Origin of the sequence: Clostridium estertheticum, from assembly GCF_018861295.1 — a bacterium.
GTDB lineage: Bacteria > Bacillota > Clostridia > Clostridiales > Clostridiaceae > Clostridium_AD > Clostridium_AD estertheticum_D.
In genome coordinates this window covers 12,682-36,035 of the sequence record NZ_JAHLDM010000022.1, presented here as the reverse complement: position 1 = coordinate 36,035, position 23,354 = coordinate 12,682, and the positions used below count along the sequence as shown (strand labels likewise).

The window sequence follows — 23,354 nt, the reverse complement described above, 5'->3', positions numbered from 1 at the left end:
GGGGTAGATTAAATGAATTGGCAAGGGAAAAAAGTTTTAATTACTGGCGCAGAAGGTTTTATAGGAAGTCATTTAACGGAAAGATTAGTGGAACTTGGAGCAGATGTTACGGCACTCGCTCAATATAACTCATTCAATAACTGGGGATGGATTGATACTTTTGATAAGAAGATTAAAGACAATATAAAAGTTGTTACTGGCGATATAAGGGAATACGATGGAATGAAAAGAATTATAAAAGGTCAAGAAGTAGTATTTCATCTTGCTGCACTTATTGCAATCCCGTATTCTTATTTATCACCTATGGCTTATGTAAGAACAAATGTTGAAGGTACTACTAATGTCTTAGAAGCATGCAGGGAATACGACGTAGAAAAAATTGTACATACATCCACGTCTGAAACTTATGGTACAGCCCTTTATGTCCCAATTGATGAGAAACATCCAATGCAAGGTCAATCTCCATATTCAGCATCAAAAATAGGAGCAGACAAAATGGCAGAAAGTTACTATAAAAGTTTTAATATGCCTATAGCAACTATAAGGCCATTTAATACTTATGGACCAAGACAATCTGCAAGGGCTGTAATTCCAACAATAATATCACAGATACTCGCAGGAAAAACGGAAATAAAACTTGGAAGTTTAACGCCAACTAGAGATTTTAACTTTGTTAAAGACACTGCTGAGGCTTTCATAAAAATAGCAGAAAGTGAAAAGACTATTGGTGAAGTTATAAATGCTGGTTCAAACTATGAAATAACTATAGGAGAAACAGTTAAAAAAATAATAAAGATAATAGGTAAAGATGTAAAAATTATTTGCGATGATGAGAGATTAAGGCCTACAAACAGTGAAGTTAATAGACTATGGGCTGATAACACTAAAATTAAAGAATTAACAGGCTGGAAGCCTAATTACAATATAGACGAGGGTCTTTGCGCAACAATAGAGTGGATAAAAAACAATATGCAGTATTTTAAAACAGACATATACAACGTTTAGTAAAAGAATAATTTGAAAAATAGGAGGCTTTTATAATGATACCTTTATGTATACCAGAGATTAGAGGCAATGAACTCAAATATGTTAAAGAATGTATAGATACTAATTGGGTATCTTCAGTAGGAAGTTATGTTAATTTATTTGAAAAAAAATTTAGTGAATATGTAGAGAGTAAAAGTGCTGTAGTTACAATGAATGGTACGGCTGCGCTTCAATTAGCATTATTAACACTTGGAATAGGAGATGGAGACGAGGTTATAGTCCCATCACTTACATTTATATCTCCAGTTAATACTATAAAATATGTAGGTGCAGAGCCTGTTTTTGTAGATGTATGTCGTGACACATTTGTTATGGATGCTGATAAAATAGAAGAATTGATAACGTCTAAAACAAAAGCTATAATGCCAGTACATATTTATGGTCATCCTGTAGACATGGTTAAAGTAATGCAAATAGCGAAAAAACATAATTTATTTGTTATAGAAGATGCAACAGAATCGCTAGGTTCTACTTGCAACGGAAAAATGGCAGGAACTATAGGTGACATAGGTTGTTTTAGTTTTAATGGTAATAAGCTTATAACTACTGGAGCAGGTGGAATGCTTGTAACTAACAATTTAGAATATGGCGAAAGAGCAAAATTTTTATCTACTCAAACAAAAGTGGTTACTGATAATAAAGCGTTTTACCATTCAGAAATAGGATACAATATGAGAATGCCAAATCTTTTAGCTGCATTTGGAGTAGCTCAACTTGAAAATGTTAAAGAGTATTTAAAAACTAAAAGAGAAAATGCAACTTATTATAACCAGCTTCTAGGTGAAATTAAAGGAATTACATTGCCTGCTGAAAGAGAAAATGTAGAAAACTGTTATTGGTTATATTCAATCCTAGTTGAAGATGAATATGGTATAACTCGTGATGAACTTATACAAAAATTAAATGCAGAGAAAATAGAGGCGAGACCTTTCTTTATGCCTATCCATGATATGCCTCCATATAAGGGAAGTAAACACGGGGATTTAGCTGTTACGAATGAGTTATATGCACGAGGAATAAATCTTCCAAGTTCTGTAGGACTTAAAAAAGAGGACATAAAAGCGGTATGTGAACTAATAAAAAACTCCAAGAAATAACTTTGTTATTTCTTGCTTTTTAATGTCGCAAAAGATGATGATTAACAGCACCAGAGGTGATGATTAACAGCACCGAAGGTGATGGTTAAGGTAGATAGGAGACAGATATGAACATTGATTTTTTAAAAAAACTATACCAAAGTAGATTAGTAAAAAGCGGAATTTGGTTTACTATAGGAACCTTTTTTGTTCAAGGTATTTCATTTATAACTATGTTTATTTTTACGCGTATGCTTGGGACTGCTGACTTTGGAATAGTTAATGTATATACTACATGGCTTTCCGTTTTTACTACTTTAATTACATTAGGACTCCTTGCTACAGTTAATAATGCAAAAGTGGATTTTAAAGAAAGATATGATGAGTTTGCCTCGTCGATACTTTTTTTGGCTACCTTGTTTGCTATTTTCTGGTTTATAATTGTATTTATATTTAAAAAGCAAATAGGTTCTATTATTAATTTGAATTCTATATTAGTTATGTGTCTTATCATTCAAAGTTTTTTTGGATTTATTGTGGATTTTTCTAATGCAAAATTAAATGCTGAATATAAGTATAAAAAATATCTACTAATATCAATAAGTGGTGCTATTTTAAATACAATTTTGGCTATAATTCTTATATATAATTTAAAAACAGATAAATATTATGGTAGGATTGGTTCTTTACTTATTGTTGCTATACTTTATGGAACAGTTTTATATATAATTGCAATGAGAAAAGGAAAAAAACTAATTAATTTTAAATACTGGAAGTATGCTTTAATATTATCGATACCGGCAATTGTACATCTGTTATCAGGTGTAATATTGCAGTCAGTGGATACAGTAATGATAAACAGTATGTTAGGGTCAAGTGCTGCCGGAATATACAGTTTTGCATATAAGATAGGAATGATAATGTACTTTGTGTGGCTAGCTTGTAACAAAGCTTGGGTACCTTGGTTTTATGAAAATATGAAAGAAAAAAATTATGATGATATAAGACTTAAAATTAAATATTATATTGCATTATTTTCTGTTATGGGATTTGTGTTAATATTTATATCACCTGAAATAGGGAAACTAATGGGATCATCAGATTTTTATGGTGGATTAAATTATGTACCATTAATAATGGTTGGATATTATTTTCAATTTTTATACAGCATACCAGTTAATCTGGAGTTTTATACTAAAAATACAAAATTACTTTCCCTTGGAACACTTATTGCAGCTTTAGCAAATGTTGTTTTAAATTACATCATGATACCAAGGTATGGTGCAGTTGCGGCTACTTGGACAACAATAATAGCATATGTTATATTGTTTTTATATCATTATATTATATCCATACGCATATTTGATGTAAGAATATATACTTTTAAACCTTTTGCATATGGTATTACATCAATAGTATTAAGTAGTGTTATGTTTTATATAGTGAAAAACAATTTGATTTTAAGATATGGAATTTTGATAACAATATTAGTTATATTAGGTTATCAGATTAAAAAGATTAGTAAAAGATTAATGCAAAAATAAATCAAAAGAGTAGGATGGAATTTAATGGTTAAATTAATCTATACAGCACAAAAAAAAGAATTAATAATTAATGGTAAGGTTATAGGTTTATTTGAATATATAGGGAATATAAACATAGAAGATGAAGCCTTCAAATATTTAAGCTACTTAGAAAATCAAAAAGTTAATGGGTTAAAACTTGAAGAATTATATTTATATGATAACGTACCCTTATATGTGTTCGATAGACCTACAATATACAGAAAATTGAATGGTTTGATCTTTTGTATTATGGTTATAATGAATACAAAGAATAAAATTAATGAAGATTTAGAAGTAGAGACAGATGATGACATTATGGAAAAGGTTTGTGATGATGTTTTTAATATTAAATGTAATAAAATATATAGCAAAAAAAACATTCGTCAAGTAAGCAAAGTCAAGTTATTTAGAAGATTTATAAGAGGCATAGGGAGCTATTCTAAATTTTTATTAAATAATTCACTCCTTAATAAAAAGCAATGTAAACAACCATTCCTAGTTATTTCGCATGCTTCAGATTTAAATCCTGTTAAAGGTAATAAAAATGGTTATTACGATACTCAATTAGGACAAGTTATAGATAAATTAAAAGAAAATTATAATGTTATAAATTTTCAACAGTTAAATAATAAATATATTATAGATAAGACCCTAAATTATCATGAAAATTTTGTGCCATTCGAATTATTTATTTTTTACAAAAGACTTAAATCTAAAAAATATATAAATATTAGCTTAATAGTTGATAATTTAATTTATATTAATAAATTAGATTTTCATTTCAATGAACTAAATCTTAAAAATGTTATGCTTAATTACGTAATGAAGAATTTAAGACAAAACTATTATTCATATTTATATGAGCTTCTAGTAGCAGAAAAATTTATTGACAAATTAAAGATTAAGAAATGTTTAGTAGTTGGAGAGGGAGATAGAGGACGATGTTTTATAGCGGCAGGCAATAGGTTTAAAATAGATACTTATGCTGTACAACATGGAATAATAAATGAAACATCATCTACTTATATAATTAATTCAAAGTATAAAGAGGTGTTAGTTCCTAAACATACATTCGTCTGGGGAGAAAACTATAAAAACTTATTAATATCTCATACAAACGTGTATAATAAAGAAAATGTTAGTGTTGTTGGACAAGTAAGAACAGACACCTTAGTTCAAAATGGATATTTAAAAACCATTAAAAGAAGTGGAATGCTAAAAATAGTTTATGCAACTCAATACTTTAGGGATTTACTTGAACCTGCTACTATAATGTTATTTAAGGCACTAAGTTTAATGAAGGAAGACTATAAATTAATTATAAAACTTCACCCTGCAGATTTAAACTTCGAATTTTATGAAGCTATGGTGGAAAAATTTCATATAAAAAACTGTGAAATAATGAAAGATGGAGATTTGTATGAATTAATTAAATGGAGTGATCTCATAATAAGTGTACATTCAACCGTAGTTGTAGAAGCTGCTCTTATGAATAAACCATCTATTTGTATAATCCTTCCTAAATATAACGATGCTGGTGGGTTTGTTAAAGATGGAGTCTCATTTGGTGTTAAGGATGAAAATGAACTTTTGGAATATATGGTAAAAATAAATTTAGAAAATATTACTTTAAACAATAACATGAAAAAGTATATTACTGAAAATTTTTATAAGTTAGATGGAAAAGTAACAGATAGAATAATAAGTATTATAGAAAATCCATATAAGAGTTTTAAAGGGACAGTTAAAAATGGTGATTTATAATTAATTTTCTAAGACTCTTGTTTATGCTTAAATAGTATAAAAGAATAGGAGGAAATCGATGGTAAAAATTTGTTTCTTAGCAGATGCACAAAGTATACATACCAGAAAATGGGCTCAATATTTCTCTAGTATTTATAATGAGATTCATATAATTTCTATGAGAAAAACAGATTATATTTATGAAAGTAATGTATATGTGCATGTACTGAGAAGTATATCTAAAAATAAATTAAGTTACTTTTTACTAATTAAAGATATTAAAAAATTAGTGAAAGAGATCAATCCGGACATATTGCATAGTCATTATGCCACTAGTTACGGACTTTATGGGAGAATGTGCAATTTTCACCCTTTTATAATTTCTGTATGGGGTAGTGATGTATATGAGTTTCCTAAAGGGAACATTGCTAAAGAATTGTTACTTAAGTATATATTGAAAGGATCAGACAAAGTCTGTTCTACAAGCTATAATATGGCTGAGGAAACAAGAAAATATTATAACAAAGACATTATAATAACTCCATTTGGTGTAGATATAGACAAATTCAAATGTTACACACCTGTATTAAGTAGGAGTAATATTACAATAGGGGTTATTAAGGGATTAGAAAAAATATATGGAATAGAGTATCTTATTGAGGGCTTTTCAAAGGTTATACGTGAATACCAAGGGAGCAAAGAATTAAAGCTTTTAATTGTTGGCGATGGTACCCAAAAAATTAAACTCGAATCATTAGTAAATGAACTAGGTATTAATTCTAATGTTACTTTTACAGGAAAAATAGATAATGATAAAGTACCTGAATATATAAATATGATGGACATCGTATGTCTACCTTCGTTAAGTGAGAGCTTTGGGGTTTCAGCTGTTGAGGCGTGTGCATGTGAAAGGCCAATACTTGCTACTAACGTAGGTGGATTAAAAGAGATAATTTTTGATAATTATAATGGTTTTATAATAAAGCAAAAAAGTAGTGAAGATATAAAATTAAAAATCATTAAAATTATTGAAAATGAAGTACAAATGATGGAATTCTCAAAAAATGCAAGAAAGTTAGTTCTTGAGAAGTATAGTTGGATTAACAATGCAAAAATCATGGACAATTTATATAAAAAACTGGTCAATATTGATAAATAGTGATATTATGTTATAGTTTGAAACAACTTTGTTATTAAAAATAAAAAATAGAAGGAATAATACAATTAATAGTGTGAATTGGGGTAGTGGTGACGTTATATGAAACATATAGCATTTATATATTTTAATGAGGCATTTAAAAATCAAATAGAATATACAGTTAATACTATATTTCAGGATTATGAAGTAGATGTCTTAATAGTTAGTGCTAATGATTTTAATTGTCTGAACCAAATTTTTGATTTAGTAATATCTTATGGAAATATTAGGAACGACATTTGTGCAAATATGATATTATTAGAAGGTCCTTTATTTTCAAAGGAATACCTAACTTTAAAATCAATTCCAACTGATATACAAAGCTATGAAGGATTACCTGTTTTTTTTATGAATAGTGACGAAGACTATTTTATGAAAAGTGTGGAAAATAAATTTATTGTTAATATAGACATTATTCAAGCTAGCTTTTTCTTTTTGACTTGTTATGAGGAATACGTCATAAATGAATATGATATGTATGGTAGGTTTAATATAGAGAAAAGTACATTGTATATACATGATTTACTCAATAGGCCTGTTGTAAATGAGAGCATTCAATGGTTTGTAGATACAATAAATCTTAAATATAATTTTGATATTAAAAAAAAGAATTTATGGGGTGAGAAAAACTTTCAAGTATTATTGTCACATGATGTAGATGTGGTTAGTAAATACTTGACTTTTCTGCGGGAGGTAAGGCTTCAACTAAGTATTTTACTGATAGATAGAAAACCAATAGAAGTTTTAAGCCGAATCAAAGGATACATAGCTACAGAGTTATGTAAAATAGAGAAGGACCCTTGTGATACTTTTAATATGATTTTAACTATGGAAAAAAGCAAGGGATATAATTCAAGCTTCTATTTTATGGCAGATGGTAAGGGCTATAGCCCAACTAATAAAAAAGTGAAAAAAATCTTAAAACAAATATCTTATGGAAGAAATGAAATTGGATTTCATCCAGGGCTTGGTACATCTGATAATGAAAACTTATTTAATAAAGAATTTATGATATTTAAAAAAAACTTTATTGGGTTAGAGAAGGTTGGGGTTAGGCAGCACTATTTAAGTTTTAATGCTCAAAAAACTTGGTCAATTCAAGAGAAGCATGGAATTAATTATGACACTACGTTATGTTTCCCGGAGCGTGCTGGTTTTAAGGGGGGATATTGTTTACCTTATAAACCATATGATTTAAAAAACGATAGAATTGTTGAGGTATGGGAAATCCCATTAATAGTTATGGATGGCTCTTTAATGCAATACATGAAGTTGGATTTTACGGGATCCGTAAAGTATATTAAGGAATTGATTCAAAAAGTTGAGATTCATAAGGGTGTTTTTGTTTTATTGTGGCATAATTCTGCAATTTCAAATGAATATAATATTCATTCTAGAGATATATTTCAGTGGTTTTATGATTATATTAAAACTTGCAATTGCGATGTTACTAGTGGAGGAGATATAATTTCAAAATACGAGAAAACTATTTAGGAGGATGAAAATGAAATTTACAGGAGACCTTAAGGATTATTATAACTATATGAAAAAATATATTTATATAATTTTAGGATTATATATGATTATAGAAATAGGACTATTTATAAAAATTGGTACATCAAATGTGCTTATGTTTCTCTGTAGCATATTTGTAACGTTATTTGTAATTTGTAGTTTGATATTAATGTTTAAAGACTTTATTACAGCAAGTAAAATTTACGCTATATCAATGCCCATAATACCTATGGTGTTTTATATTATGCATAGGTTGCATATGGATGAAATAGGTCAAGTCTTATATATAGCTTACTTTGCTATATATTTAATCACTATGATTCGTGAATATAAAAATGGTGAATTTGATCTTTCGAGACTTACAACTAAATATAGAAAAATAAGCATATTATACGTTATCTTGTTAATACTCGCAGTAATATCTTCGGTGGGAAGCATTCATGTTTTAGAAGCATTTAAACTCGTGATACTTAGCATAGTCTCAATGATGGTATATAGCATTGGAATGTTATGTTATAAGAAAAACAATAAAGACTTTTTTAAGGATATATTGCTTTATTTATGTATAGGAGTTACATTATCATCAATTCCAGATATAATAGTTACAATATATAATCTAATTTTTAGACATGTGAATCAGCATCTTTATGGAGTACTTGGTAGTAATTTTATGCTTGGATATACAATAATGATAATGCCATTTATATTACTTTATGCTTTAAATAAAGAATTGTCTGGGAAATATAATAAAATATATCAATTATTATTATTAATTCAAATAATCAATTTTTGTGGTCAGAAATCAAGAGGTATTCTTTTTACACTAGCAATATGCTTTTTTGTTTCTATTGTCATTGATAAAAAGAATTGGAAAAAGTATATATTAATCTCTATTGTTGTATTTTCTTGTATGACTTATAATGTTATGCATAGATGGGATGTGGAGGGCATTGCAGATGGTATTAAAATAACCAGTCCAGCAAGCCTTGTTACGAGCAATGCTAAAATATGGAATAGATTGATAGATGAGGCTAAAAATAGAAGACCTATATGGGCGTTAGCTCTTGGAATGATTAAAGATCATGCGTATTTTGGTGTGGGACCAGGGCATTTCAAATATTATTACTTAGAATATGGTGGTAATCCTAAAAAAATGTATATAGATGCTCATAATATTGTACTTGATTTAGTTACAGAATTTGGGATTATATTTTCATTTGCATTTATGGTAGCATGGATAGGCGCTTTATTAAAATCTGTATTGGACATTATTAAAAATAGGAAAAAAGATTTTAAGGAGTTTAAATGGCCTGGAATTATTGGTGTTATTTGTCTGTTGAGCTATGGAAATATTACAGGGCAATCTTTTATGGCCTCGGCAAATCCACTAAGTGTAGCACCTGCTTTTGTTTTTACTGTGGTGATGATATTAATGATATATCCAGAAGGAAAATCTACCAATTAAGATTTAGAATAGTGTGAGGGGTTTGTAATGAAAAATATACTAATTGTTGCTTATTTTTATCCGCCACTTGGTGGTGCAGGAGTTCAGAGAACATTAAAATTTGCTAAGTTTCTAAAGAAATTTGGCTATAATGTATTTGTACTTACTGTAAATAATGAAAAGGGAACTATAAAAGATGAATCTTTAAAACTTGAAGCAACTGATGGAATAAAAGTATTTAGGGCTATTCAAAAAGAAAAATTTATTGTTAATTCTATTCTCAATAGAAAAGTAACTGATGTTAAAATAGATAATAAAGAAAATATTACAAAAAAAGCGCCTGAGACTACATTGAAATCTAGAATTAAGAGAAAAGTAAAAAAACATTTATTAAATATGTACAGAAATATGTATATACCTGATGATAAAATATCCTGGAAAAAAGATGCGGTCAAGGTAGGTCTTAAAATAATTAAGGATGAGAAAATTGATATAATATATTCTACATCAGCACCATATACTGGACATTTAATTGCATATGAATTGAAACAAAAATCTAATCTACCATGGATTGCAGATTTTCGTGATCAGTGGGTAGCTAATCCATTTGTAAATTATTCGACATATGCTAAAATAAAAAATGAAAAGATGGAGAAAATGGTAATAGAAAAGGCTGATTGTGTAATATCTGTAAGTAAACCTATAATAGATGAGTTTGCTTATAGATATAAAGATGAGTCAGTAGATAAATTTAAGGTTATTACTAATGGATATGACGAAGAAGATTTTGCTGATTTTAACATGAATTTGGTGGCAAAAAAATATATTATAACTCATAATGGTACTTTATATGGTAAGAGATCACCTAAGAATTTCTTGATAGCTATAGATAAGTTGATAATGGAAAAAAAGATAAAGCAGGATGAACTTACAATTAGATTTGTTGGACAAATAGGAAAAGATGCCCAAGAGGATATACGATTTTTTATTGCTAAATATGATAATATTATTGAATTTATATCATATCTGCCACATAAAGAAAGTTTAAAGAAATTAGAAGAGTCTACTGCAACACTTTTAATTATTGAAGCTGGCGAGGGTAGCGATGGAATATATACAGGTAAGCTTTTTGAATACATAAGGAGTGGACGCGATATCGTAGGTATTGTGCCTCCAGGGGTTGCTAGAGGTTTAATACTAAGTACAAATACAGGTTTTTGTTGTCATCCTGAAAAAGTGGATGAAATTGAAGTAGCTATATACAAATCTTATAGTATTTGGAAGGGTATGCAGAAAAAAACAGATGTTAATTGGGAAAAAGTTAGTGAGTACAGTAGGGAAAATTTAACTCGCGATTTAATTAATATTATTGAAAGTTTATAGAAAATGTTGTGGAAGGAAGTGTAAATCCTAATTTTATCAAAGAAAAACTTTGGTGAATGGTAGGAGTATATATGAAAATATTAACAGTAGTAGGAGCAAGACCACAGTTTATAAAAGCAGCTGCAGTATCTAATGTTATCAGAAAAGAGCATGAGGAAATTTTAGTGCATACAGGCCAACATTATGATGAAAATATGTCGAAAATCTTTTTTGAGGAACTTAATATACCTAAACCTGATTATAATTTAGGAGTAGGTTCAGGTGGACATGGCAAGCAAACAGGAAATATGTTAATAGAACTTGAAGAACTTTATGAAAAGGAAAAACCAGATATGGTTTTGGTTTATGGGGATACGAATTCAACTTTAGCTGGTGCACTTTGTGCAAGTAAATTACTTATTCCAGTAGCTCATATAGAAGCTGGACTTAGAAGCTTTAATATGACTATGCCAGAAGAGCAAAATAGAATTTTAACTGACCATATATCAAAATATTTATTTGTACCTACGGCTTCAGCTATTAAAAACCTTAGTAACGAAGGAGTTACGAGTGGTGTTTATAATGTAGGAGATGTAATGTATGATGCAACGCTTAATTTTTCAAAACTTTCAAAAGAAAAATCAAAGATTATGAAAGAGCTGAACTTAAAGCAGGAAGAATTTATATTAGCGACTATTCATAGAGCAGAAAATACCAATGATATAAATAGGTTAAGAAATATAATTGAAGCATTAAATGAAAGTGGTCAGCAAGTAATATTGCCATTACATCCAAGGACTAAAAAGTATATGGACGATTATAATTTATCATTTAACAAAAATATAAAGATAATAGATCCAGTTGGGTACTTAGAGATGATAAGTTTAGAAATGAACTGTAGAAAGATTATTACAGATAGTGGTGGAGTTCAGAAGGAAGCTTTCTTCATGAATAAGCCTTGCATTACTATGAGAGATGAAACCGAATGGGTAGAAACAGTAGAAAATGGCTGGAATATTGTTGTTGGAACTAATAAGGCGAAAATATTAGATGGTATAATCAATTTTAAACCAAATAAAGTTCAACAAAATATTTTTGGTGATGGTCACGCTGCAGAGAAAATTTTAGAAATCATAAACAAATAATAGAGGTGGAAAATGCGTATTTTATTTTTAACACAATATTGTCCTCCAGAAGTTGGGGCACCTCAAAATAGAATTTTTGAGTTTGCTAAGAAATTAAAAGAATTTGGTCATGAAGTTACAATATTAACAGCTTTACCTAACTACCCTAGGGGAGAAATCTTTGATGAGTACAAAGATCGTGGAGTTGTTATCGAAGAAATAGAGGGTATAAAGATAGTTAGAACTAGTATTTATGCTACGAAATCCAAGCAGTTTACTAAAAGATTAAGGAATTATCTATCTTTTACTTTTTCATCAGTACTTAGTGGCGCTAAACATATAGATAAACAGGATGTAATAATAACAGAGTCTCCACCATTGTTCCTTGGATTTTCAGGGTTCGTATTAGCTAAGCTTAAAGGAGCTAAATTTATTTTTAACATATCTGATTTATGGCCAGAATCAGCTATAAAATTAGGTGTGCTTCATAATAAATTGTTCATAAAAATGTCTGTATGGCTAGAAGAATTCTGTTATAGAAGGGCTGCAGCTGTTACATGTCAAACACAAGGAATAGTTGATGACATAGTTAATAGAGGCTTCGATAAAAATAAAATACACCTTTTAACTAATGGAGTGGATACAGAGTTATTTAAGAAAGAAAATAGGGATGAAGACTTTAGACGTGAAATTGGAATAGAAAATAAGTTTGCATTATGTTATGCTGGTATTCATGGTATTGCACAAGGACTTGAAGTTATAATAAATGCAGCGGAGATAGTAAAAGATGAAGAAAACATTCAATTTATTTTTGTTGGTGATGGTCCAGAAAAACAGGATCTTATAAATTTGGTTAAAGAAAAAGAATTAACAAATGTTACATTTTTACCTCTTCAGCCAAAAACTAATATGCCTAAAATAGTATCATCTATGGACGCCGCAATAATTCCTTTAAAGAAATTAGAGCTGTTTAAAGGTGCACTACCTTCAAAAATGTTTGAAACATTGGCCTCAGAGATACCAATTATTCTTCCTGTACAGGGAGAAGCTGCAAAGCTAATAAATAATGCAAATGCAGGAATAGTTGTGGAACCTGAAAATTCAAAAGAAATTGCAGAAGCAGTGTTAAAGTTATATAATGATATAGAACTTAGAAATGAATTGGGTGAAAATGGCAGAGCTTATGTTATGGAAAATTATGCTAGAGAAAATATAACAAGAAAACTTGAAAAAATATTGGTGAATTTATAAAAATCATAATAAGTTGCAGTCCCTCACTTACAAATTGAAGCGTCTTTGAAAGTGAGGGACTGATTATGTAAAAATGATATTATTATTGTATAAAGAGGTGTAAATAATGAAAAACAAGTATAGTATTTTATATTTTTTAATGTGTGTGTATATAGTAATAATGCCTTTGATTCAGGAAGGAACAAATTTTAAAGGAATACCTGTGTCAGATATCTTATTAGGTATAGTCGTATTTGTATATTTGATAAAGTTAATTATTGAGAAGACTACACGTGAAAGGTTCCTTTATGGTATTAGAGATTTATTTAGTAGTACTTTAAGCATTTGCATAATAATATTACTTGGAATAATGTTATTATCAACTTCCTATGCATTAGAAAAACCATTAGCATTAAAAGAAAGCGCAAGGTTTTTAACTTATGTATTTATATTTTTTGTAATTAAGTATGAATTTAATACTAAAAAATTAGTGAAGAATTTATTGAAATGTTATATATTCACAGCAGGGCTTTTGAGCATTTTTGGTATAATCCAACATTTCACAATAATAGGATTAGATAAAAAGTTTGTAGAACAGTATCCAGGATACAGAGTGGTTAGAATTGCTACGACAATGTTTAATCCTAATGCCTACGCTGCCTTTCTTATTTTAATTATATTTCCAGTAGTAATGCTTACTATTTATGAGAAAAACAAAAAGATTAAGAGCATGTATGGGATAATATCTATTTTATTATTTGTAAATATAATAATGACTTATTCTAGGAGTGCACAAGTAGGAGTTTGTATAGGTGCAGTAGTATTATGTATAATTTACAGTTATAAATTAATTATAGCTTTTGGTGGTATAGGAATTTTAACTTTATTTATGCCATCGGTTCTTGACAGAGTAAGAGATTTACAAAATACAGCGCAAAATGAATCTAGAATTAAATTGTGGAAAACGGCACTAATGATGATTAAAGATCATCCGATTCTCGGAGTTGGTAATGGTAATTATATAAGTAGATATAATGAATATGTTAGTAAATATAAGGGTTTAAGTTATAATGCTTACAAAAGATATCCTGCTCATAATTCTTATTTGAAAGTTGAAAGTGAATTGGGGATAGTAGGAATAGTGTCTTTTTTAGCAGTTTTAGTGACATCGCTTATTAGAGTGAAGAAACTATTTACTATAACAAATGATAAATTTATAAAAGCCTTTTATATGGGAGCATTTGCATCAATGATTGCGTTTTATTTTATGAATATAGTTGATAATTTATTTTTTGTACCTATGGCTACAACATATTTTTGGTTTTTAATAGCTACAGCTGAAAGTTTATTAAATTCATCAGAAATTAATTAAAATATACGAATTATTAAGAAAATTATAAATGAAAAGTATTTAAATATTCATGAGAAGGTAGGGGTATAAGGTGAATAAAAGTAAAATGATAACTATAGATAAGAAAACACACATCGAAAATAAAAAATTTCAATTTGCACTTAAAAGATTAATGGACATTATATTATCTTTAATAGGGATAATTATATTATCACCTATATATTTAATTATCATTATCGCTATTAAAATAGACTCAAAAGGTGGAACTATATTTAGGCAAATTAGAGTTGGTAAAGATGGTGAAAACTTTACTATCTATAAATTTCGAACCATGATAGTTCAAGCTGAGAGTAAAAGAAAACTTGATATTAATCCAGATGATCTTGAAAATTTTGTATTTCAAAGTAGGTCAGACAGTAGGGTAACTAAGGTAGGTAATTTTTTGAGACGTAGTAGTTTAGATGAGATACCTCAACTTTTTAATGTTTTGTTTGGCAATATGAGTCTTGTAGGACCTAGACCTGAAATACCAGAAGTAGTTAAGTATTATCCGGAAAGTTATCATCAAAGGCTTTTAGTTTTGCCAGGAATAACAGGACTTGCACAAATTAGTGGAAGAGGAGAAATAGAACTAGGAAAAACGGTTGCTTATGATCTTAATTATATTAAGGACTTTTCAGTTATATTAGATATAAAAATAATCTTATTAACCGTGGTGTCTGTATTTAAGAAAGATGGTGCATTTTAGTAACTCACATTAGTGAGTTACTAAACTAAACTAATTTAATATTGAATCTGCTAGAGGTAGGTTGTTTGGAGGAATTTATGATAACGAAAATTTTACAATATAAAATTTTTAATGATAATATGGGAGCTTTACTTGAAGCTATAGACAATTTTGAAAAGGTACATATTATTTCAGGAAATCCAGAAGTTCTCCTTAGTGGACTTGAAAATACTGTTTTGCTGCATAATTTTATAAGTGAAAATTCAATTATTATTCCAGATGGAATTGGAACAGTTATATGTTCTAAAATTGTAGGAAATCCTGTCAAAGAAAAGATTGCAGGTATAGAAGTCATGGATAATATAGTTAAAAAATGTGAAAAAGATAATGAAGGAATATATCTCTTAGGATCAACAAAAGAGACAGTTGATATGTGTAATATAAATTTACGAACTAAATATCATAAATTGAATATACTTGGTAGCCATGATGGATATTTTGAATTAGATAATTGTGAAGATATATTAAAAGAAATAGAAGCCGTAAAACCTAAAGTATTATTTGTTGCAATGGGATGTCCAAGGCAAGAATTATTTATAACAAAATACATGGACAGGCTTCCTTGCAAAATATTTATGGGAGTTGGGGGAAGTTTTGATAATATTGCGGGTAAGGTTAAACGCGCACCTAAATGGATGATAAACTTAGGAATGGAATGGTTATATAGAGTAATAAAAGAGCCATTTAGGATTAAAAGATTAGCATCTATACCAAAATTTATTATGATGGTAATAAAATATAAAAACAAACAGGAGTAATTATTGTTTTTTTAGATGAGTAAAGGGAGGGGTAAACATTAAAGTATTACATATTATATCTGGTAATGACAATGGTGGTGGTGGAAAACATGTATTAAATATATGTGACAAATCAAATAAAAAATTTGAAAATGTAATTGCTTGTCTTGGAGAAGGCCCGTTATATATAAAAGCTAAGGAACTGGGTGTTAGTTATAAACTTTTTAGTAAGAAGCTTTATAATATGGAGCTTGTTAACTTCATAAATCACAATGAAATAAATATAGTTAATTTCCATGGAGCCAAACCTTTCCTATTACATTTAGTTTTAAAAAGTAAATTAAATGTGTCAACAGTAGCCGTAGTTCATAGTGATTTTAGATATGATTTTCTTAACAATAAGCTGAAATATTTTATATTTACGCCTTTAAGTACTAGTGGATTAAAGAGTTTTAAAAATTATATTTGTGTATCAAATAACTTGAAGTCTTTACTTGAAGATAAGAAAATAGAAGGAAAAATTTCAGTTGTAAACAATGGTATAGATATAAAAAATTGTATCATTGGGATCCCTGCAAAAGATATAAGGAATAGTTTGAAAATAAAAGAGAATGAATTTGTATATGTTATGGTAGCAAGATTACATCCAATAAAAAACCATAAAGAAGTTATTTTAGCATTTAAAAAATTAATTCTTGAATTTCATGATGTGAAATTATTATTAGTTGGTGGTGGAGAGTTAGACTTAGAACTGAAAAATTTAATAAAGGAATTAAAATTAGAAAATGAAGTTATTATGGTAGGAAATGTTTTTAATCCTTTAGACTACATAAATGCATCTAATGTTAGTATTCTAGCTTCTTTAAGTGAGGGTGGAGCACCGCCACTTACAGTATTAGAATCAGGAATTGTAAAGAAACCATTAATTTATACGCAAGTTGGAGACCTAGAGTGTATATTAGATGACAATAGTGGATATAAAATAAAAGATAAGGATAATGTTTATATTTACATGGCCATGAGAGAGGCCTATTTAGATAAGGATTATTCAAATGTAAAAGGAGAAAATTTACATGGTATCGTTATTAATAATTTCACTATAGATAATTTTTGGGAAAAATATTATGAAATTTATAAAAAAATATTAAAAAAATGATTTAACAGTGAAGATGATAATAATTCTTAAATTCACAAAAATATGGAGCGTATCATGAAAGAAAATAAAGTTTTAAAGAGTTCAATGATTGTAATGATATTTGTAATTGTTGGGAAAATATTAGGTATAGTAAGAGATAGTTTAATATTTGCTAAATTTGGGACTTCTCATTCATCAGACATATATGTATGGTGTTTTGGAATAGTGTATCTTTTTACTAGTCTAGGATATGGACTTAGTACTACAATAATACCTGTGCTTACAGAATATATTGAGACAAAAGATATAAATGAAAGAAATAGCTTTGTAAATAATGTAACTAACACTTCAATGTTAGCTACTGTAATAATAACAGGAATTGGGATATTATTTTCTTATTATATAGTGTATTATTTTGCTAATAACTTGTCTAATGAGCCAATAGTATTTAAACAAACTGTGAAAATACTTAGAATAATGTTTTTATCAGTTTTATTTTTAACTCTTCAAGGTGTGGTTGCGGGCGCTCTGCAAGCTCATAAGGAATTTTCTATTCCGTCGGCCATGGCGGCTGCAGCAAATTTAATATATATAATCTATTTAAGTTTATTTGTAGATAAATTTGGACTTACTGGATTTGCAATAACAACAGTTTTAGCATTCTTTATACAATTCATAATTAATGTACCCAAATTTAGGAAATTTGGATATAGGTATAAATTAGAAGTTGATTTTAAGGATAAAGACTTAAGAAAAATGTTTATATTAATGATTCCTATAATAATAAGTACTGCAACAATGCAATTCAATTTATTCATTAATAGATCATTTGCAATAGGTTTATATGAGGGTGCAGCGTCAATTCTTGATTGCGCAAATAAGGTCACTTTACTTACTTATGAAGTTTTTGCTGTAGCAGTATCTATGATAATATACCCAATACTCTCTACATTCATAGTTCAAAATAATCATGAGGAATACAAAAAATCTTTAGTTAAATCAATTAACATCATAAATATAGTAATGATACCTGCTGCACTTGCAATAGTAATATTAAGGGAACCTTTAATTAGCGTACTATATTTAAGAGGAAAATTTACGGTAGGTAACATGAAATTGGTTTCAGAGGCATTAGTACTATATTCTCCTACTATGGTAGCTTATGGAGTACGTGACATATTAAATAGGGCATTTTACTCAGCTAAAGATACTAAAACTCCGATGATATATAGTGTAGTAGGTGTGGTAATAAATGTTGTTTTAAGTGCTGTTTTGTATAGACATATGTTAGTTCCGGGACTGGCATTATCATCATCAATATCAGCTGTAGTTATTACTTTAATGTTGTTTTTTAAGATGAATAAGAAATTTCCAGGAATACAGTTTAGTTCTATGGCTAAAACCGTGGGAAAAATATCTATAGCTTCTATTATTATGGGCGTGATAATATATTTCATGAAAAAAATATTTATAATTAATTTAGTGTCAGGATTTGTTTTGAATTTAACAATTTTATTTGTATGTGCAGCTATAGGAAGTATATTATATTTTGTTTTGACGTACCTTTTTAAAATCGAAGAAACTATGTATGTATGGAATATATTTAAAAGTAAAAATTCGAAAAAATAATTACATTGTTTATGCCACTATTACACATACTAAATTTAAAGGAGTGTGTTATATGGAATTTTATGATGTAGTTGAAAATAGAAAAAGTATTAAGAAATTTAAAAGTACCCCAGTAAATGCAGAAAAGTTAGCTAGAATGATTAATGCAGCTATGATGTCGCCATCATGGAAAAATAAGACTTCTTACAAATTTATATTAGTTGATGAAAAGAAGGAGCTTATGGAAATTTCAAAAGCAATAATGAACAAGGATAATTTAGCAGCACAGTCAATAATTGATGCGCCAATGACGGCAGTTGTAGTTGCGGATCCAAATGCTTCGGGAGAAGTAGAAAATAAAGAGTATTATTTAGTAGATAGTGCTATAGCTATGGAGCATTTTGTTTTATCTGCTACTAATGAGGGGTATGGAACTTGTTGGATTGCTGCAATTGATGAGGATATTATCAAAAAAGCATTGTCAATTCCACAAAATTATAAGGTAGTTGCTATAACCCCAATTGGAGAAATTGCAGAGAGTAAAGAACATTATGATAAAAAAGATGTAAAAGAATTTGTATTTTCAAACACTTGGGATAATGCATATACTAAATAGATAATTTATTCTAGGACCCTATGATGTTTTTGTTATCATGGGGTCTTATTTTAGTTAATTGATGAAATATTAACATAAAAATGGTACAATTTTAATAGTTATGCAATTGTTATTTAATTTATGTGAAAAAGAGGAGGGATACTATGGAGAAAACAAAAGGAATTCTATACATTATTTTATCAGCTAGTGCTTTTGGCATTATGCCAATACTTGCGAAACTGTCATATAAAGGAGGAGCAAATGCATACAGTACACTGTTCCTTAGGTTTTTGTTTGCAGCAATTATGCTTTTCTATTACTTGAAAACAAAAGGTATATCTATGAAATTGACTAAAAAACAGTCCATTTTAATATTAATTATTGGTGTATTTGGATTTACACTTACAACTTCTAGTTTATACATGTCATATAATTATATAGGCATTGGAATGGCAAGTATGATTTTCTACATATATCCATCTATTGTCACTATATTAGCATATGTGTTTTATAAAGAAAAAATATATTCTAGAAAAATTATATCTTTGATTATATCTTTAATGGGTATTTATATTTTAATTGATAAGGCAAGTGTTAGTTTTAACATAAAAGGAATAATACTCGCATTAATAGCGGCAGTATTATATTCATTATATGTGCTAGGAGCTTCTAATAAAGAATTTAAGAATATTAATAGTTACGTATTAACCTTTTATATTTCATGTGCATCTGCTACTGTTATGTTTATAGCTGCTATGAGCACTAATAATTTTAGCATCCATATTTCTTTCTATGCACTTGTGGCAATTTTACTTATAGCATTTATATCTACGGTGGTAGCTTTAATGGCATTTTTAGAAGGGGTTAGACTAATAGGACCTTCTAAGGCTTCAATTCTAAGTACTATTGAGCCTATAGTTAGCTTAATACTAGGAATAATAATTTTAGGAGAGCCTATTTCATCTAGAATTATAATTGGGAGTATAATGATTGTTTTGTCAGTAGTGATATTAACAAAGAAATAATTAGATTTTTGAAGGGAGAATAAAAAATGTTAGATCAAAAAACTGTAAGAGAATTTATTGATGAATTAGGTTCAAATTCACCTGTACCAGGAGGTGGAAGTGTTGCAGCACTTGCAGCATCTTTAGCCAGTGGATTAGGTTCTATGGTATTTAATTTAACTATAGGTAAGAAGGTATACAATGAATATAGTGATGAGGAAAAAATACTTATTTCTAAAACTCTAGATGAATGTCTTAAATATCAGGATAAATTTTTAGAACTAATGAATAAAGACAAGGAGGCTTTTTTAATACTGATGTCAGCTTTTAAACTTCCAAAGGAAAGCGATGATGATAAGAAAGCACGAAGTGCTAAAATAAAAGAGGGATATTTAGGGGCTTTAGAAGTTCCTTTAAATGTAGCAGAAGAAGCATATAAAACATATGAGTATGTGATGGTAGCAGCTAAGTTAGGTAACAAAAATGCGATTTCTGATGCTGGGGTATCAGTTTTAATGCTTCAAGCATCTATTGAAAGTGCAATTTTAAATGTTAAAATAAACCTTTCTAGTATTAAAGATGAAATTTACAAAGAAAAAGTTAAAAAACGTTGTTACGAATTAGTTGAAAATGGAAGAATAAAACGGGATGAAATATTAACTATTGTTGATGAGAGTTTGTAGTTAAATAATAACATGTTAAAACTAAATTTTAGTAACATAGGTGGGAGAAAATAAATGCTTGATTTATTAAAAAAAGAAATAAAAGAGGTATATAATATTATAATAAGTCCAATAGAGGATATATATAAAGTAATTGCTCTTAAAAATTATAAAATAAAATTAGAAAGATCAGGGAAAAAAAGTTTTGGTGATGGCTATTATGAATTTATAAAAAATAATAAAGAGAAGGGTACGGTGTACACTCCAGAACCTATAACCTCTTATATGATAGAAAATACTATAAAAGCAGTGCAGATAATAAATAATCCATATATAAGAATTGTCGATCCATCCTGTGGCACAGGGAATATTTTGATTTGTTGTTTTAAATTTCTTAAAAATTTATATAAGGATAATTTGAGCTTTATTAATGAGAAAAATGGATTAAAGTTAAATGAAAAAAGCATTGATGACCATATAATAAGATATAACTTGTTCGGATTTGACATTGATGATATAGCATTAAAAATTCTTGTTATTGATTTATATGATTTAAGCAAGGGTTGCATACTTGTAAATATTTTTAATAAGGATTTTTTATTATATGAGAACGAATGTAAATATGATATCGTAATAGGAAATCCACCTTATGTTGGCAAAAAATCTATAGATAACGAGTATGCTTCATTTTTAAAAATAAAATATAAAAAAGTATACAGAGATAAAGGTGACTTATCATATTGTTTTTTTGAGAAAGCATTAGAAGATTTAAGTGAGGGTGGGAAACTTACATTTATTACTTCAAGATACTTTATAGAATCACCTAGTGGAGAAGATTTGAGGAAACTATTAAGGGAAGGCTACACTATAGATAAAATGATAGATTTTTATGGTATAAGACCATTTAAAAATGTAGGGATAGACCCTTTAATTATATTTATAACAAATCATAAAACCCCTGATAATCAAATTGAAATTATAAAGCCATTGACCGTAAAAGGTAAAGAAAAAAAAGAATTTTATAATAATGTATTTTTAAAAGGTGGCAATAAATTCAACGCTTTTATGCTAAATAAAAAAGAACTAGATGATAAGGGTTGGGTTTTAGTAGATGAGAAAGTGAGAACCATAATAAAAAAAATAAAACAACAAAAACATACTGAGCTTAGTAATATATGTTATAGCTATCAGGGAATAATAACTGGGTGTGATAAAGCTTTCGTACTAAATAAGGATACTTTACTAAGAAAAAATATTGAAAAGAATATAATAAAACCTTGGATTAAGAGTAGTTACATAGAAAAAAATATAATTTTAAGGCAAGATAGTTATATAATATATTCAGATTTAATTTGTAATCCTAAAGAATATAATAATGCTATAGCTTATATTGGACTACAGAAGGAAAAGCTTCTAAAAAGAAGGGAGTGTCAAAAGGGTATTAGAAAATGGTATGAACTTCAATGGGGAAGAAATCAAAGTATATTCGAAGGTGAAAAGATAATTTTTCCGTTTAAAGCGAGTAGTAACAGATTTGCTCTTGACACGGGAAGTTATTTTAGTGCAGATGTATATGCACTTACATTAAAAGAAGATACTGAGGTTACTTATGATTTTTTATTATACATATTAAATAGTAAAATATACGAATTCTATTTTAAGACCTTTGCGAAAAAACTAGGTGAGGATGCATATGAGTATTATCCAAATAACTTAATGAAATTATGCATTCCAACCATGATGGAGTATAAGGGCACAGATGAAAATTATTTATATGATTACTTTAACCTTAATGAAGAAGAAAAAGAGATTATACTTGGAGAAGTATAATCTCTTTTGGCATGAATATTGCTTTGTATATAATAAAACATTAATATTTAGGAGGAATTACTATGAGCAATTTAGAAAAACTAAACAAGGTGTTACGTGATGTATTTGATATAAAAAAAATTGAGGATATAAATGATGATATGGGACCAGATGAGATAGAAAATTGGGATTCTATTGGACATGTAGAACTTATAACAAGTTTAGAAGAAGTTTTTGATATAGCTTTAAATGTGGTGGATATTTCTAGAATGTATACTATAGGTGATATTAAGAAAATAGTTGGCAAGTATGGTATTGAGATATGACATTTACAGATTACATTTTCGAGAATTCATCAAAAC

At 28.4% G+C, this 23,354-nt stretch carries 20 protein-coding genes; all 20 read left to right on the top strand.

Annotation, left to right across the window (positions count from 1 at the left end):
• Positions 1-12: 12 nt before the first annotated feature.
• The 20 genes from KPL54_RS18575 to KPL54_RS18480 all read left to right on the top strand — a co-directional run bounded on the left by KPL54_RS18575 (position 13) and on the right by KPL54_RS18480 (position 23,318).
• Positions 13-1,005 (top strand): NAD-dependent 4,6-dehydratase LegB, encoded by a 993-nt coding sequence (locus KPL54_RS18575; protein WP_216107980.1) that lies wholly within the window; start codon positions 13-15, stop codon positions 1,003-1,005.
• A gap of 35 nt (positions 1,006-1,040) precedes the next feature.
• Positions 1,041-2,144, top strand: coding sequence for a LegC family aminotransferase (locus tag KPL54_RS18570; protein ID WP_216107979.1), 1,104 nt, complete (start codon positions 1,041-1,043; stop codon positions 2,142-2,144).
• A 107-nt stretch (positions 2,145-2,251) separates the two neighbouring features.
• A complete protein-coding gene (locus KPL54_RS18565) occupies positions 2,252-3,667 on the top strand; it encodes a lipopolysaccharide biosynthesis protein (RefSeq protein ID WP_216107978.1) in 1,416 nt (471 codons plus the stop codon).
• Between the two features lie 24 nt (positions 3,668-3,691).
• Positions 3,692-5,452 (top strand): hypothetical protein, encoded by a 1,761-nt coding sequence (locus KPL54_RS18560; protein ID WP_216107977.1) that lies wholly within the window; start codon positions 3,692-3,694, stop codon positions 5,450-5,452.
• 58 nt (positions 5,453-5,510) lie between these two features.
• The gene (locus KPL54_RS18555; protein WP_216107976.1) at positions 5,511-6,590 is read left to right on the top strand and encodes a glycosyltransferase; all 1,080 of its coding nucleotides are present in this window, start codon (positions 5,511-5,513) and stop codon (positions 6,588-6,590) included.
• A 99-nt stretch (positions 6,591-6,689) separates the two neighbouring features.
• Entirely contained in the window at positions 6,690-8,123 is a 1,434-nt protein-coding gene (locus KPL54_RS18550) for a polysaccharide deacetylase family protein (RefSeq protein WP_216107975.1), read from the top strand.
• Positions 8,124-8,133: 10 nt separating this feature from the next.
• Positions 8,134-9,609, top strand: coding sequence for an O-antigen ligase family protein (locus KPL54_RS18545; RefSeq protein ID WP_216107974.1), 1,476 nt, complete (start codon positions 8,134-8,136; stop codon positions 9,607-9,609).
• 27 nt (positions 9,610-9,636) lie between these two features.
• Complete coding sequence (locus tag KPL54_RS18540; protein ID WP_216107973.1) at positions 9,637-10,971, top strand: glycosyltransferase; 1,335 nt, start codon at positions 9,637-9,639, stop codon at positions 10,969-10,971.
• Positions 10,972-11,042: 71 nt separating this feature from the next.
• A complete protein-coding gene (gene wecB / locus KPL54_RS18535) occupies positions 11,043-12,095 on the top strand; it encodes a non-hydrolyzing UDP-N-acetylglucosamine 2-epimerase (RefSeq protein ID WP_216107972.1) in 1,053 nt (350 codons plus the stop codon).
• 12 nt (positions 12,096-12,107) lie between these two features.
• A complete protein-coding gene (locus KPL54_RS18530; RefSeq protein WP_216107971.1) occupies positions 12,108-13,325 on the top strand; it encodes a glycosyltransferase family 4 protein in 1,218 nt (405 codons plus the stop codon).
• Positions 13,326-13,431: 106 nt separating this feature from the next.
• Complete coding sequence (locus KPL54_RS18525; protein WP_216107970.1) at positions 13,432-14,676, top strand: O-antigen ligase family protein; 1,245 nt, start codon at positions 13,432-13,434, stop codon at positions 14,674-14,676.
• Between the two features lie 85 nt (positions 14,677-14,761).
• The gene (locus KPL54_RS18520; protein ID WP_216108026.1) at positions 14,762-15,403 is read left to right on the top strand and encodes a sugar transferase; all 642 of its coding nucleotides are present in this window, start codon (positions 14,762-14,764) and stop codon (positions 15,401-15,403) included.
• A gap of 77 nt (positions 15,404-15,480) precedes the next feature.
• Complete coding sequence (locus tag KPL54_RS18515) at positions 15,481-16,200, top strand: WecB/TagA/CpsF family glycosyltransferase (RefSeq protein WP_216107969.1); 720 nt, start codon at positions 15,481-15,483, stop codon at positions 16,198-16,200.
• Between the two features lie 37 nt (positions 16,201-16,237).
• Positions 16,238-17,335 carry a glycosyltransferase gene (locus tag KPL54_RS26585; protein WP_216108025.1) on the top strand — a complete coding sequence of 366 codons (1,098 nt, stop codon included), beginning with the start codon at positions 16,238-16,240 and terminating at the stop codon, positions 17,333-17,335.
• 54 nt (positions 17,336-17,389) lie between these two features.
• Positions 17,390-18,943 (top strand): murein biosynthesis integral membrane protein MurJ, encoded by a 1,554-nt coding sequence (gene murJ / locus KPL54_RS18505; RefSeq protein ID WP_216107968.1) that lies wholly within the window; start codon positions 17,390-17,392, stop codon positions 18,941-18,943.
• Between the two features lie 52 nt (positions 18,944-18,995).
• A complete protein-coding gene (locus KPL54_RS18500) occupies positions 18,996-19,538 on the top strand; it encodes a nitroreductase family protein (RefSeq protein WP_216107967.1) in 543 nt (180 codons plus the stop codon).
• Positions 19,539-19,681: 143 nt separating this feature from the next.
• On the top strand, positions 19,682-20,542 hold the full coding sequence (locus KPL54_RS18495; RefSeq protein ID WP_216107966.1) for a DMT family transporter: 861 nt from the start codon (positions 19,682-19,684) through the stop codon (positions 20,540-20,542).
• 26 nt (positions 20,543-20,568) lie between these two features.
• Complete coding sequence (locus KPL54_RS18490) at positions 20,569-21,204, top strand: cyclodeaminase/cyclohydrolase family protein (RefSeq protein WP_216107965.1); 636 nt, start codon at positions 20,569-20,571, stop codon at positions 21,202-21,204.
• Positions 21,205-21,258: 54 nt separating this feature from the next.
• Entirely contained in the window at positions 21,259-23,013 is a 1,755-nt protein-coding gene (locus KPL54_RS18485) for an Eco57I restriction-modification methylase domain-containing protein (protein ID WP_216107964.1), read from the top strand.
• A gap of 62 nt (positions 23,014-23,075) precedes the next feature.
• Positions 23,076-23,318: an acyl carrier protein gene (locus KPL54_RS18480; protein WP_216107963.1), complete on the top strand. Its 243-nt coding sequence runs from the start codon at positions 23,076-23,078 to the stop codon at positions 23,316-23,318.
• The last annotated feature ends 36 nt before the right edge of the window (positions 23,319-23,354 follow it).

What these genes read in the sequence shown, in the direction of transcription:
- KPL54_RS18525 (WP_216107970.1), top strand. Translation starts at nt 13,432, where the DNA reads ATGAAAAACAAGTATAGTATTTTATATTTTTTAATGTGTGTGTATATA.
- KPL54_RS18565 (WP_216107978.1), top strand. Translation starts at nt 2,252, where the DNA reads ATGAACATTGATTTTTTAAAAAAACTATACCAAAGTAGATTAGTAAAA.
- KPL54_RS18500 (WP_216107967.1), top strand. Translation starts at nt 18,996, where the DNA reads ATGGAATTTTATGATGTAGTTGAAAATAGAAAAAGTATTAAGAAATTT.
- KPL54_RS18555 (WP_216107976.1), top strand. Translation starts at nt 5,511, where the DNA reads ATGGTAAAAATTTGTTTCTTAGCAGATGCACAAAGTATACATACCAGA.
- KPL54_RS18530 (WP_216107971.1), top strand. Translation starts at nt 12,108, where the DNA reads ATGCGTATTTTATTTTTAACACAATATTGTCCTCCAGAAGTTGGGGCA.
- murJ (WP_216107968.1), top strand. Translation starts at nt 17,390, where the DNA reads ATGAAAGAAAATAAAGTTTTAAAGAGTTCAATGATTGTAATGATATTT.
- KPL54_RS18550 (WP_216107975.1), top strand. Translation starts at nt 6,690, where the DNA reads ATGAAACATATAGCATTTATATATTTTAATGAGGCATTTAAAAATCAA.
- KPL54_RS18545 (WP_216107974.1), top strand. Translation starts at nt 8,134, where the DNA reads ATGAAATTTACAGGAGACCTTAAGGATTATTATAACTATATGAAAAAA.
- KPL54_RS18520 (WP_216108026.1), top strand. Translation starts at nt 14,762, where the DNA reads ATGATAACTATAGATAAGAAAACACACATCGAAAATAAAAAATTTCAA.
- KPL54_RS18560 (WP_216107977.1), top strand. Translation starts at nt 3,692, where the DNA reads ATGGTTAAATTAATCTATACAGCACAAAAAAAAGAATTAATAATTAAT.
- KPL54_RS18480 (WP_216107963.1), top strand. Translation starts at nt 23,076, where the DNA reads ATGAGCAATTTAGAAAAACTAAACAAGGTGTTACGTGATGTATTTGAT.
- KPL54_RS18570 (WP_216107979.1), top strand. Translation starts at nt 1,041, where the DNA reads ATGATACCTTTATGTATACCAGAGATTAGAGGCAATGAACTCAAATAT.
- KPL54_RS18540 (WP_216107973.1), top strand. Translation starts at nt 9,637, where the DNA reads ATGAAAAATATACTAATTGTTGCTTATTTTTATCCGCCACTTGGTGGT.
- KPL54_RS18485 (WP_216107964.1), top strand. Translation starts at nt 21,259, where the DNA reads ATGCTTGATTTATTAAAAAAAGAAATAAAAGAGGTATATAATATTATA.
- wecB (WP_216107972.1), top strand. Translation starts at nt 11,043, where the DNA reads ATGAAAATATTAACAGTAGTAGGAGCAAGACCACAGTTTATAAAAGCA.
- KPL54_RS18490 (WP_216107965.1), top strand. Translation starts at nt 20,569, where the DNA reads ATGTTAGATCAAAAAACTGTAAGAGAATTTATTGATGAATTAGGTTCA.
- KPL54_RS18515 (WP_216107969.1), top strand. Translation starts at nt 15,481, where the DNA reads ATGATAACGAAAATTTTACAATATAAAATTTTTAATGATAATATGGGA.
- KPL54_RS18575 (WP_216107980.1), top strand. Translation starts at nt 13, where the DNA reads ATGAATTGGCAAGGGAAAAAAGTTTTAATTACTGGCGCAGAAGGTTTT.
- KPL54_RS18495 (WP_216107966.1), top strand. Translation starts at nt 19,682, where the DNA reads ATGGAGAAAACAAAAGGAATTCTATACATTATTTTATCAGCTAGTGCT.